The sequence below is a fragment of the Chryseobacterium bernardetii genome, from assembly GCF_003815975.1.
Taxonomy (GTDB): Bacteria; Bacteroidota; Bacteroidia; order Flavobacteriales; family Weeksellaceae; genus Chryseobacterium; species Chryseobacterium bernardetii.
On sequence record NZ_CP033932.1, the window covers coordinates 2,766,743 to 2,780,209 of the forward strand.

Below are 13,467 nucleotides of genomic sequence, written 5' to 3' on the forward strand. Positions count from 1 at the left end.
AGATACTCGCCTCACTAAGATTTAAAAAAATAAAGCTGATAATGTGAATTGTGGAAAATTTATAATTTATAGAAATGTAATTTATTTTAGATTTTTTCTGAAATAAAAAAATTCACCAAAGACCCACATAATATGAATAAAAATATCTCGAATTCCGAAAAGATTTCAGAGAATCATATCCCTGGAATCAACCGTGTGGTGAAACTGGATATTGTCATTGAAGGTAAAATAATCAAACACTTCAAGCATTTCCGTTTACAGCAAAGTGTAAAAAATCACCATCATTTCGAGCTTACATTAGCCCATGATACTTTAGACGGAGTACAGAATCATGATCTGGAAGAAGCTCAGCAGTTTTTAGGAAAACGACTCACCGTTGTTTTTAAATATAAAGATGTAGAAGGCAGCCCGGAAAGAACTTTTGTAGGGGTGATCACTAAAGTAGGGTTCAGCCAGGAAAACCATAGCCTGGGAAATGTTGTATTGAAAGGATACAGCCCTACCATTTTACTGGATGCGGCACCGCATACCCAAAGCTTTGGCGGGGAAAAATCCGTAAATATGGGCATTATTGCTGAAGAGGTTATCAGGCAGGGAATAGAAAGCAGTAAGTATGATGTGAAGGTCAATGCAAAGGCATCATCTCAGATCTTTTACAGTGCCCAGTATAATGAAACCCATTATAATTATCTCTGCAGAATGGCAGAGGCTTATGGAGAGCAGTTCTATTATGATGGGGAAATCCTGCATTTCGGGAATATGCCTCCTCAGAACAAATCTCTGGAACTGATATACGGAAGCAATGTTTCCGATGTGAATGTAGAGCTGAGCGCGGTACATATAAAACCCCAGTTTTACGGCTATAACAGCAGCGCCAATGCTAAATTGATTTCCGGTGAAACACCTATAAAACATGTAGGTAACCTTGCCCAGAATGCCTATAAAAAAAATGAAGGAATATTCAAAACACCTTCTTTGCAGGTGGCACCTATAAAAGCAGCCACTGATATGGATGTCGTTATTTCCCAGACGAGTCTTGCGGGAAGCAGGGCTGTGGAAGTATTTACCGTTTCAGGAGGAACTACAATTCCGTTCTTATATCCAGGGTGTGTAGCTGATATCAATATGCGGAAGACTGACACCAATAAAACAGCTTATTTCACCAAACTGATGGTGACGGAAGTTATTCACGAGGTGGATACTCTAGGACATTATAAAGGAAGCTTTAAGGCTATCGCTTCAGATACAGGATATATTCCGACACCGGAGTTTACCATACCTATTGCACAGCCACAGATTGCCACTGTAATATCCAACACGGATCCGCTGGGGCAGGGAAGAGTTACCGTGAGGTTCGACTGGCAGCTGCATGATACAACCAATTTCATCAGAATGATGGCTCCGGATGCCGGCGGCACAGATCAGATCACTCAAAACAGAGGATATGTGGCCATACCGGAAGTGGGAGATCAGGTAATGGTAGGTTTTGTTCACAATCATCCGGACCGCCCTTTCGTAATGGGTGGGATGTTTCACGGAGGCACTGCTCTTGGAGGCGGGGCTGATAATCATTTAAAATCAATACAAACCAGAAGTGGAATCCGGATTTTAATGAATGATGCTGAGGGAAGTGTGAATATTATAGACGCGAGCGGGAATAATTATTTCATGGATGGGAAAGGCAATATTGTAGTGACTGCTCCTAAAAATATGACGTTCAATGCAGGGGAAAACCTCAATATTAATGTAGGAAAGGATATGAAAACAAGTGTTGGCAACGACAATGCTGTTAATATTATCAACAATCATAATTTTACCTCCAAAAATTACAAGCAGACCATTAACGAAAACAAAACAATTAATGTGACCGGTGATTTAAAGGAAACGACGTCCACAACTACGCATAAAGCAAAAAATGGCGATATTGTACTGCAAAGCTCAGGAGTCGCCAAAATGTTGGGTAAAATAGATGCTAAAGTGAATAAAGGGTAATATGTTAAAAAAATCATTGATCTCTTTCGTTTCATCTTTGCTGGCTGTAGTGCTACTTGTCATTATTGAATTAAGTTTCATAGATATGACACAGTTTCGAAATGGAGATTATGCATGGGTTGCCCTATGGCTGATTTTGGCATTTTTTCCGGTACTGTTTGCCCTGCCGTTCTTCCTGACTTCCATCAATAAGAAAAATGAAATAAGAGACTTTGTTTTGTACTGTTTTTACTCTTTTGGAATATGCTTTATCGTGATATCATTGATTTTAATAATTATTCTTCCTTTGCTGGCATAAGAATAACCGCCACTAAACTATTTTTAAGGTTGTAAGATGTTTATAATGAATAAAATAATAAAATACCTGCTAAGCTTTTTATTTTTCACCCAGATCTCGTGTCAGGAAAAAAAAGAAGATCAAAAAACTAAGACTATGACAAAATATGAATGGACAGAAGGAACTTCAGCTCCCTTAGGATATCCTATGGAAGTATACAAAGGAGGAATAGAATGTGAAGGAGGAGAATGGGTAGGTTTAGGATTTGGCATTGTACCTGGCAGTAATGCCTGGGGCTCAATCAACCATGGAATGGATAATGGATTTAAAAGTCTTCCGACCCGACTGGATTTCGTCTGGATGTCTTATATGGAAAACCAGTTTTACCAGATAGATACGGATATTGATACAGAAAAAATAAGAAAATATTTTAGTGAGGGATTTGAAATAAAAGGAGCGAGTGGAAAAGTACAACATTTAAACTATAATGTTATCGCAGTTGGTATGGCACCGGGAGGAGTAGTAGTTGTTTGGGTGGCCGGGGTTGGATGGCAAAAAGAAATAGGAAGATATCTGGGGAAAAAAATAACCATTCCGGAATCAGAAATTGCTAAACTGGATAGTCACGAAAATCGGTTTTGGCGAAAGGACTATTTGGATATGGTGCATACAAGAGAACAGATTATCCCCAAAAAAATACAGGAAGAAAATACTGGAAAACCTATACCACTGGGGCTATGGGATGTTTATAGGACAAGATTTAGCTGGAAAGTCATTTTTGAACTTCCGGAAAATTCAAAGTTAAACCCTTTTAGAGATGTTGGAATCGATATGATAAATGGTGAAAAAGAACAATTTGATGCAGCAAAAAATCCTTTGTCGGATTATGTTTTGAGAGCAATTCCCAGTTCAATTTCAATGTCAGTATTAGATAAAGATAATAACAGATATGGGGCAGGATGTAATTTGGATACCAAATCCAGCTTTGACGCTTTCAATAAAGTTTTCGGAGATGATCCCAAGAGTACCAAAGCCGAATTAGTTATAAAAGTGAACGAAGCATTTAGCTTTTTTACGGTAAAACTAAAAGGGGAAAATGGTAAAGAAGCTTTTATTAAGACAGATAGTTTAGAAATGTTTAAATCGAAAAAGAAAAATTAAGAAGTTTCAAAATTTAAGATTATGGGAAAAACATTTGTGTATAATACAGGAAATAATACACCACCAATTGATGAGCTGCATTTGGAGATAGGTGTTTTCTTTGATGGAACTTTAAATAATCTTAAAAATACTGAGCTCCGTCAAAAATATAAGGACGGTAAAAACAAAATTGAAAGCACAGATTCTGATGAAGTAGTTGCAAAAAAAGAAGAAGCTATAGAAGCTGCCACTAAGCAGCAGGAAAAAGAATATGATAATTTAGATCATAAAAAAAAACCGGATGCGGGTTCCGAGTATGACCAGTATCTTAAAGCGATTCACAGAAGCCGCTTAGATAAAATGGGGGTTGACAACAGTTTTAGTAATGACTTTACCAATGTTGCACGGTTATATAAGTGTTGTGAACAGAATACTTATGCTATTTATATAGAAGGTATTGGAACGTTGGATAATCGCAGGGATGTAGATGACGGCTTCCAATACGGGTCCGGTATCACAGGGGTAAGAGGAAAAGTAAGAAAAGGATGTGAAAAACTGGCAGATAGAATTAAAGTCATCATTAGAAATAGCTTAAATGCGGATAAACAATTTACAAAAATATATATTGATACCTTCGGTTTCAGCCGTGGAGCCGCAGCTGCAAGGAATTTTGCCTATGAGATCAACGGAAAGAAAAGAGCCAAAGATGTGGAGATCAGAAAATCAAGAAAAGTGGTTGGCTATACCCAGTTCAACTCTCCTGAAGGCCCGGTGATGGTTCCTGAATATGGTGATATCTGGCTGGATAAAGATGATACTGAAGTAGACCCTCAGTATATCATAGATGGTAAACTGCCGAAATTTGGTTTTCTTGGATATTACCTTTTAAGTAAAGATATTCTGACAAAAGAGGAACTGGAAGATTTAGAGCTGGATGTTCGTTTTATCGGGGTATATGATACCGTTTCATCATATGAAGAATATGGTGATATGGGAGGAATGAGACGTGTAGGATGGGAAGGAATGAAACATTCTGTTTTAGGTCCCAAATATAATTTTGGAGATGATGTGGAGCAGTTACAGTTATTGAATCCCGGGTCTTACTTTAAAGCAGTTCATTTTACAGCAGAAAATGAACATCGTGAAAATTTTTCGTTAACAAGGTTCCCGGGCAGTATTGAAAAAGAATTTCCAGGAGTTCATTGTGACATTGGTGGTGCTTATGAAAGCGGAAAAGAAACGGTAGATGAAATAGAAACATCCAATCATAAGCCGGTGTGGTTCCTAAATAAGCGCAGACAGCAACTGATTGATGAACATTGGTTTAATAAAGATCAGATAGAAATTAATAACAGTTTCCTGAATGTTTTAACGATGGGGGCCGTATACCGGAAGATTACCGGGATCCGCTTTCTGAGAAAAGAATACAGCTATATTCCTTTGCAGTTTATGGAAGAACTTGGAAAAAATCTGTATGATCACCAGTTGAACATAAAAACAGAAACCACTTATTCTATAGAGCACGATAATTACCTGAATCAGGCAAAAGATATTTTGCATCATTATGTCTTTGACGGCGGAGAAAAATGGAATTTTAAACCGGATGAAGTAGTGGAAAAAGAAAGACAGGAAAGAGCAAGAGCAAGGTTAGAAAATCCGGAGCCGGTACAGGAGCCAATACCTGATGAAGTGGTAGATAAAGACGGTAATATAATTAAAACAAAGACTCTGCAGGAGGTGGTGGTTACGGCTTATCCCCCTCAGACATTGTTGAGAATTATACGTAATAAATACCTTCATTGGTCGGCAAACAGGGACTGGATGGGTATGGATCCCAATAATGATTACCAAAGAAGAATATACCCTTAATGATGATTACTGTATTGGAAAATCTTCATCGGAAAACCTACAGGCTGGAAACAATCGTAACTGAGCAGCGGAATCCTGTTTATGCGGTCACCAAAAGCTATGCCCGGCAGATTGAGATCTATTATATTGGAAAGGCCGGGGAAGAGCACCTGTTTCAGATTCTGGTGATTGACTTCGATTTTTCGGATAACGATACGGCTATGGGGAGATTGATAAAAAAGATCAGTTATCTGTTTGACGAACTGGAATGCAGGGTTGATCATGAAGGCAATCTTACAGCAGTAGATAACCTGCTTTTTCTTCGGCTGAGATGGGGGAAATTGCAGGCTGAATTATCAAAAAACCATAAAGGGGAAGCCATAGATAGCTATTTCAGTCAGATCAGCAGCCTATTGGAAGATGAAAGCCGACTGATTGATTTTTTGACAGAATATAATATGTTTGGATTGCTCTTCAACGGTTTGCTACAATCATTTGACACCCCAAGAAAAAGAATTTCTCCGGAAGGATTTACAGAAATCATAACACCTGAAAAAGATGGAGAGAAAATGATTTTAAAAGTCTCTGCCCAAAATCTGGAACGGGCGGGGATTGATGATTTCAGAGGAATATTTATCTGTAAAGGAAAACACTATGAAGAAGGTTTTGTAGAAATAAAAAAACAGAATTCTCACTTAAAACATTCATTATTATGGATAGGCTAAAGAACGAAGGAGAAGGTAATACTCCGGAAACCCAGAATCAGAATACGGCACAGGATAACGACAAAATAAAGGCTGATAATAAGCAGAAGATGGATGACAAACGAGCCGAAAATGATGAAAAAGACAAAAAAGATGAAGGTTTATTATTGGCAATAGATGGGGCAAAAATAAAATTCAATGCCCATTTGGGAAAGTTTAAAGTATTGAATAATGTGCCGACAACACAAGATAAGCTTACAGGAACTGTCGTAGAAAAGCAAATACCCAATTTTATCTTTGATGATGGTTTTCAGATGATTTCCCTTACGGAATGGCAGGATTTTGGAACTGCAAAAGTGCAGGAAAACTTCGTGCTGCTAAAAAAATCTACTTTACCAGGAATAGGAAAAATGCCGGGCAATATACCACCTGAGTCAGGGAAAATAGAATTTGTAACCTCCGGACAAGTAAATGCTCCGGAAAAAATTGATCCGAAGGGAGCACCGGTACCGGAAGAGAAGGATGATAAAAAATGTTTTTGTGAGAAAGAATTTACAGAAGATGATATAAAATCTTTCTATAAATCTAAGAAATTATTTACTGCAAAAAATTGTCCTTTACCTGAGGAAATGAAAACATATAAGGCTTTTACAAATGCTCTGAATAAAGCAATGAAAGATAATAATATAAATACATGCCTTAGAAAAGCTCATTTTCTAGCTCAGATTGAAACAGAGTCTGATAGACTGAATACAACTATGGAATATGCTTCAGGATGGGATTATGATCATTCTACCCATCAGGAAGGGTATGACAGCTTTAAACCTTACGCTAATTATAAGAAAGATAAAAAGTTAAGTGCAGAACTTCATAAAAAATTTAATGCTCAGCAAATTAAACAAATCCAAAGAGCTTATAATAGATATAATGAATGTATAAAGCACGGACATAATGTTAAAGGTTATGGACCAAAATATAAAGGAAAAGGATTGATACAATTAACATGGAAAGATACCTACGAAAAGTATTTTAAACATATCGGTAAAAAAGACTTAATTGATACACCAGAGGTTGTTGCAAATGATTTAACATACACTTGTGATTCTGCAGCTTGGTTCTGGGATGATAGACAGCTTGGTGGTTATGCAGATAAAGATGATCTTATTTTTATTTCTGTTAGAATAAATGGAGGTTTAAACGGTTTTGATCATAGGAAAAGTAATGTAAAATCCATTATTAAATTAATGAAAATTGAGCAGGATTGTAAAACAAATAAATTAAAATCAATAGGTACATATAAATATGAAACAAGCGATATTAAAAACCTCAAATGGGGCAAAAATAATAAGGCTAAAATTGAGAAACTTGATGATTAAACCATTTATATTTTTTATTTTTTTCACTTCCCACTTTGTGTTTTCTCAGGATATTGCAGGCAATTATTCACCTGTAGAATCAAAATGTAAACTAAATTTAAAAATAAATGATGATAATACTTTTACTTTTAGTGTTGGAAAAGTAAAGAATAAAGGATTTTTAAAGGTATTTAAAGACAGCAATGTAACTTATCTTGATTTTACAGATGGTATATCAGGTATGTATGCAAATGACACAATCTCTATACAAAATTCTGGTAATTCAATGAATAAGTATACACATTTTAAAGAATGTAATGAAATGTACATCCATTTGGTTAAAAAAAGTTATTTCGATAATTTATACTCATTATTGTCCTGTCAGAAAAATCTTTCAGATTTTGTTGTTTCTTGTAAATTATCTGATATTGAGAAAATGATTATTGAAATTCCGGTAAAAGACAATAATATAGATCAATATAATAATCTTGCATATTATTTAGCTAAAACTAAAAACGGGAATCAGTTTGCTATCATTATATTAAAAGAAATAATTAAAAAATATCCCCATAGAACTGTCGCTTATTTAAACTTGGCTGATAGTCTTTGGATAGCTGGGGAAAAAGAGGAAGCAAGTCTTAATTATAAAGAATACCTTTCTTTAATGAAATCTCAAAAAAAAGATCTTAATAAAGTACCGAAATATGTTGGAAAGAGAATAAAATGATACAATATCTGTTTACTATATTATTCATTTTTACGGTGTTTTATACAAACGCCTGTGCACAGGCATCTAAATCATATAGTATTACCCATATTGTTAATAAAACTATTGACAATGGAGAATATGTTGATGATAAAAGGATTGATAAAAATGACAAGATAACTACAAGCCATCTTATTTACTTATTAAGTCCAAAAAAAAGACAGTGTCGCTTTTTACAGATTTACGGACTCGGAGGTATCAGAAAAGAAGGTGCCGGATTTATATACCCTGACAAAAAAAGAAAATATCCTTTTGTTAATTTCTAAGAATGAAAGCTATATCAACCAACTTAAAATTGTGTTAAATGATAAAGATATGTCTGTTTTAGTTGGAGATAAAGATGTATTTTATTTAGACAGCCCTTATTATACCTATTTACAGAAAAATGTAGGTAAGGATTTAAACATTCCCGATCTTATTGATTTTTTGGAAGATTTCCTGATAGGATATAATCTTGATGATCTAAAATATATTTCATCATATGAAAAATATAGACATAAGGGCTTTAAGATACTAAAGGGATATATGGAGTCTTACAGAACCCAGGCGAGTGATTATCTTAATAAATGGAATCTTAAATTCTTATATAATGATGCCGGTATACAGAAATATATGTTAAAAGAGTCTACGGAAGGAGATCAGGAAATAGAAAAAAAAATAATTTCATCTAATAAAGGTTTTTTTACATATGCAAAACATGTCAATATAGAAAACAGGCTTATTACGGATAGCAAAATTCTTATACATCCTGATAAAAGTATCTATGACGAAAAAGTAACTTCATTGCAGACAGGATTAGGAAAAGAAACCCGATATGAAATTAAACAGATTTCTTATAAAACATTTCCAACCAAGGTATTTAGATTAAATTCAGCGAGTATTGCTAAAATAAATTCATCAAAATAAAGTATTTCTAAGATAACAGATTATTAAAATAAAAGAACACCTACCCCCAGGTAAGTGCTCTTGATATTTGTGTTAATAGAATTTGCCTAAACAGGTAAAAAGGAATTTTACCTGTTTTAATTTTAGTTTATTAATCAATACGAACAACATTGATGGTAAAGGGAGCTGCAATATTGGTAGTGTTTGGCGTTGATCCGAAAGTAAGTGCCTGAAATGAAAGAATCTGGCCGGCATTCATTTTTATAAAAGTAGAATTGCTGCAGGTGACAAATGAAGGGGCTCCGGATGCTTCCGGTAAAGTAACTTTAGTATTGGTGAATGACTGCTGGATACCGTTCAGGCTGACCTGTGCATATCCTAAATATCCGTCTCCGTCATCTTCTGATGCTGCTCTTTGGGGATAATTAATGGTAAAATCAACCTTATATAATCCTGTTGAGGTAGCGGTAAAAGTATTACCGCTCATTTCAGTAAGATTGTCAAAAGTCTTTGTTGAAGGTACTGTATTTACAAAGGTATTGTTTGTTGTAATGATTACTGTTCCGGTACCTCTTGCTGCACTGATGCTTGCTGAGTTTTTTAACTGTACAACTCCGTTACTGTTTACCGTTAGGCTTCCTGAAGTTCCCGAAGCATTTTGTAGCCCTTCCAGTCTCAGAGGATTTGTCGCATTGACATGAAGTTTATTTGTCGCAATAGATGTCCCGATTCCCACATTTCCTGTTATAGGGTTGATCCTCATTCTTTCAATTAAACCGCCACCGGTAGAATTTCCGATATAAAAGTCCTCTTCTGAACCATTCATCATTGTAGATCCTGTACGAACGGATCCTAACGCCCAGTTTCCACCTCCTGAAGAAGGTCCGTTATTGGTAAAGCTAAGCAATGAAAAATTTCCTGTGGCCAAAGCAGAAGTATTTCTTAAAGCAACAATTCCGTATTGGTTGTTGCTGGCTGTAGCGTCAATCAGATTATACCGGTTTGAAGCAGGAGTGGTGGAAACTACATGGAATTTTGTTTCCGGAGTGCTAGTTCCCAACCCGATTCTGTGATTGGCCCCATCTACCGAAAGTGAAGCTCCATCAACAGAAAAACCATTGGTTGCCGTAGTTGTAAACGCCAGAGTATTGGCATTTTGGGTCACAACTCTGTTTCCTGAAAGACTTCCGTCCGTATTATAAATATTCATGGCAAAAGGAACCCATTGAAATCCGGTAAAATAATAATATCCGATGTTATCAATGCTGCCAACCTCTGCTATACTTGGTGTTGTGCCGGTAGGCGTAGCTGCGTCTGTGACATAGACGATGGTGCCTGTCTGGGCACTTCCGTAGATTCCGACATCTTTAGACGCCAACTGCTGCTTTGAAACTCTGGGAGGCAGAATGCCATCTCTCATACTCGTATTGGTACTTCCTGCAACATCTAAAGTTGCCTGTGGATTTGTTGTATTGATCCCTACCTGTGCCTGTATGCCTGCTGTTGCGGCACATAGTGCGATCAGGGGATAAAATTGATTCATTTTCATATCGTGGTTATTTAGCTTTTAACTTTTCTGTACTGACTTCTCAAATCATTAATATTTTTAATTTTAACCTACTGAGATATTATTTTATATTGAGCAAGTCACTGTAAATCAGAGATACAAATTTATTTTAATTTTATATTGTATCCGATCAGTAGAAATACTGCTTTTTTTTATAAAACAAAATCTACAAAGTACTGCTGCTGGGAGTGGCTTGAATAGAAGAGGAGGCGGGAACGGGACATGCGTCGCAGATCTGCGGTAAAGGTGATTCAGAAAAAGATTATTGTATTTTGAAATCATTCCCTAGCGAGTTATGCAGATATACAGTATATTAAAATAAATAAAAGCAATAGATAAAGGGAATTATGAATTGTAAGAATTTTTGATCAGTTATTTTGACGGCTGTTTCTCTTAAGCTCTCTTTCTACCTCGTCAATTTCGGGTAGAGGAAGAAGATAACTGTCATGAATATATTGAAGAATATTTTTATGTGTTTTATTATTTACCTTTCTGATAAAAAGATGATTGCCGGACCTCAGTAATTCGATTAAATGATCATTATACTGTTCTTTGTTAAAAAAAGCTTTTTCAATGATTGCTCTTTTATCGTCATTTACAATGATATCATTAAAGGCCGTATTCATGAGAACAGTCTGAAAAAATGATTCGGCAGGCAAAAGAGTATGGAGATAATAGTCTTCAAAATCCATGACCCTCTTGTTATTGGTCATAAATGCGCATGTTTCTCTTGTAAAAATGAACCATTTGCCACCAATATAAGGTATAACGCCTTTCATAAATTCTCTTTTATAGATAAGAGAAGATACTTTATGCGTTAGTTCCGTAAAATGGTTTTGTATTCTCTGAAGGGTATCAGGTCTGTAGAACTTCTGATCATAATAGAAAATATAATTTCTTCCTTTATTGGCTGTAAGGAATCTGCGTATAATATTTTGTGATTTGAGCGGGTAATCTTCACCGCTTAAATTAATGAAATAGTCCCATTCCAGGCTTACATTGAGCAGGTACTCCATAGCATTGAGTTCCGCCTGGATCACACTGAATCCTCCGGAAACAATATTCATGCTTTCCAGTATATATACGTTAGGGAAATGTACTAAATACAGCTGTATTTCTTCTGTCATTTCTGCATTGGCCTTACGGTCAATATGAATAAGGTAGAATTGATCTCTTGTGTATATTTTCTGAAACATTTCTTTAAATACCTCCGGTTGATGATGGATCATAATAAAATACGCAATTCTTACATGAGGTGAAGATTGGGTACGGGTACCGGAAGTCTGGGGCAGGGGATGTGTTATGGGGTCCGGAGTTTGCATAGGGATTGAATTTAAAAATCATCCGCAGTGTGCAAACAATTTAGTTGTGTGCGAAAGCTACGAATATATTTTTGATAATCAGTTAATTAAATTGGATTTTATTAGGTTAATTTATTGTAGCTTTGCAGTGCATTTATAAAACAGGTTTCTGCCTTTGCTACTCTGTAATAGTTTAAAATCACATTTTTTCTTTCAGTTTTTGCTTTTTCAGCTGCCCGATTATCAATCTAATTCCAAATAATAAGAATTGATGTTTTTAAAGGTTCTTTTTATTTTAGAGTGATACGTTATTGCAGGCTTATCAGTACTATTTTCATCGTGGATAGTTATTGTAAAAGTTAAGCAAATCAGAATGATGAATAGAAAAGAAAATTCTTATTTGTTTATCCTTACAATACCCCAATTCAAGTTCTGTAAAATGGATTTGTATATAAAATACCGGGATTCCCGAAATTTATGATGAGTTTTAAAAATTTAAATTTAATTAATCCGATTATCCGTGCTGTAACAGAAGCAGGATATTCAAAACCTACTGAAATACAGAGTTCTGCAATACCTTATATCCTTGCCGGAAAAGACCTTATAGGATGTGCACAAACCGGCACCGGAAAGACCGCTGCATTTGCAATGCCTATTCTGCAGCTCTTAAAAAGGTATACCCCAGAACATAAAGAAATAAGAACTTTAATCCTTACCCCAACCCGCGAACTGGCTCTACAGATTGAAGAGAATTTTTCCATTTACAGTAAATATTTACCATTATCCCAACTTTCAATTTTTGGTGGTGTTTCCATTGGGGGGCAGCTTGCAGCCTTGAGAAAAAGAGTGGATATTCTGATAGCAACACCGGGAAGATTACTGGATTTAGTTAATCAGAGACATATTGATCTTTCCAAAATAGAAATTTTTGTTTTGGATGAAGCTGACAGAATGCTTGATATGGGATTTGTGAATGATATAAAAAAAGTTCTGAACCTTATTCCTCAGAAAAGACAGACATTGTTTTTTTCTGCTACCATGCCTGGAAATATCAGAAAGTTTGCAGACACTATCCTGCATCATCCTGTGGAAGTTTCCGTGAATCCCATTTCTTCAACGGCTAACAGCATTCAGCAGTCTGTCTATTTTGTAGAGAAAAGAGACAAAACAGGTTTGCTGATTGATATTTTACAAAATGAAAATATGAAACGGTCATTGGTTTTTACCCGTACCAAACATGTTGCCAACAAACTTGTTCAGCAATTGGAGAGCGTAGGGATTTTTGCCGCTGCCATTCATGGAAATAAATCGCAGACCGCAAGACAGAATGCCCTTGATGACTTTAAAAGCAGTAAAATTAAAGTATTGGTAGCAACAGATATTGCGGCAAGAGGTATTGATATAGATGACCTTCCGCATGTGGTCAATTATGAACTTCCCAATATTCCTGAAACCTATGTTCACAGGATTGGAAGAACAGGCAGGGCAGGAGCACAGGGTACAGCCATTTCATTTTGTGATTCGGATGAACGTCCGGATCTGAAAAATATTCAGAAGCTGATAGGATTTACAATGCCTGTCAGATTATTTCAAAAATAGAACCTGTAAAGTTTACAGATTTTAATACATATA

General features: G+C 35.8%; 12 protein-coding genes. 10 read left to right on the forward strand and 2 right to left on the reverse strand.

What is annotated here, in order from left to right; translation table 11 throughout:
* Window positions 1-132: 132 nt before the first annotated feature.
* From EG339_RS12755 to EG339_RS12795, 9 genes are all read left to right on the forward strand, one after another.
* Window positions 133-1,992, forward strand: coding sequence for a type VI secretion system Vgr family protein (locus EG339_RS12755; protein WP_123870375.1), 1,860 nt, complete (start codon window positions 133-135; stop codon window positions 1,990-1,992).
* Between the two features lies 1 nt (window position 1,993).
* On the forward strand, window positions 1,994-2,290 hold the full coding sequence (locus EG339_RS12760) for a hypothetical protein (protein WP_123870376.1): 297 nt from the start codon (window positions 1,994-1,996) through the stop codon (window positions 2,288-2,290).
* Window positions 2,291-2,425: 135 nt separating this feature from the next.
* Entirely contained in the window at window positions 2,426-3,430 is a 1,005-nt protein-coding gene (locus EG339_RS12765; RefSeq protein WP_228459615.1) for a DUF2931 family protein, read from the forward strand.
* A 21-nt stretch (window positions 3,431-3,451) separates the two neighbouring features.
* Window positions 3,452-5,278 (forward strand): phospholipase effector Tle1 domain-containing protein, encoded by a 1,827-nt coding sequence (locus EG339_RS12770; protein ID WP_123870378.1) that lies wholly within the window; start codon window positions 3,452-3,454, stop codon window positions 5,276-5,278.
* The gene (locus tag EG339_RS12775; protein ID WP_123870379.1) at window positions 5,278-5,982 is read left to right on the forward strand and encodes a hypothetical protein; all 705 of its coding nucleotides are present in this window, start codon (window positions 5,278-5,280) and stop codon (window positions 5,980-5,982) included. Before EG339_RS12770 ends, EG339_RS12775 begins: the two co-directional genes overlap by 1 nt.
* Window positions 5,970-7,337, forward strand: a complete 1,368-nt coding sequence (locus EG339_RS12780; RefSeq protein WP_123870380.1) for a glycoside hydrolase family 19 protein — start codon at window positions 5,970-5,972, stop codon at window positions 7,335-7,337. Before EG339_RS12775 ends, EG339_RS12780 begins: the two co-directional genes overlap by 13 nt.
* The gene (locus EG339_RS12785; protein WP_123870381.1) at window positions 7,330-8,043 is read left to right on the forward strand and encodes a hypothetical protein; all 714 of its coding nucleotides are present in this window, start codon (window positions 7,330-7,332) and stop codon (window positions 8,041-8,043) included. Before EG339_RS12780 ends, EG339_RS12785 begins: the two co-directional genes overlap by 8 nt.
* Entirely contained in the window at window positions 8,040-8,348 is a 309-nt protein-coding gene (locus EG339_RS12790; protein WP_123870382.1) for a hypothetical protein, read from the forward strand. Before EG339_RS12785 ends, EG339_RS12790 begins: the two co-directional genes overlap by 4 nt.
* A gap of 49 nt (window positions 8,349-8,397) precedes the next feature.
* Complete coding sequence (locus tag EG339_RS12795; RefSeq protein ID WP_123870383.1) at window positions 8,398-8,988, forward strand: hypothetical protein; 591 nt, start codon at window positions 8,398-8,400, stop codon at window positions 8,986-8,988.
* A 130-nt stretch (window positions 8,989-9,118) separates the two neighbouring features.
* On the opposite strand, the gene EG339_RS12800 is transcribed toward EG339_RS12795, so the two are convergent.
* Together EG339_RS12800 and EG339_RS12805 are read right to left on the reverse strand one after the other, a co-directional pair.
* Complete coding sequence (locus tag EG339_RS12800) at window positions 9,119-10,516, reverse strand: hypothetical protein (protein WP_123870384.1); 1,398 nt, start codon at window positions 10,514-10,516, stop codon at window positions 9,119-9,121.
* A 386-nt stretch (window positions 10,517-10,902) separates the two neighbouring features.
* Window positions 10,903-11,856: a beta-1,6-N-acetylglucosaminyltransferase gene (locus EG339_RS12805; protein ID WP_123870385.1), complete on the reverse strand. Its 954-nt coding sequence runs from the start codon at window positions 11,854-11,856 to the stop codon at window positions 10,903-10,905.
* A 459-nt stretch (window positions 11,857-12,315) separates the two neighbouring features.
* On the opposite strand from EG339_RS12805, the gene EG339_RS12810 reads away from it, so the two are divergent.
* Entirely contained in the window at window positions 12,316-13,434 is a 1,119-nt protein-coding gene (locus EG339_RS12810) for a DEAD/DEAH box helicase (protein WP_123872673.1), read from the forward strand.
* Window positions 13,435-13,467 lie beyond the last annotated feature (33 nt).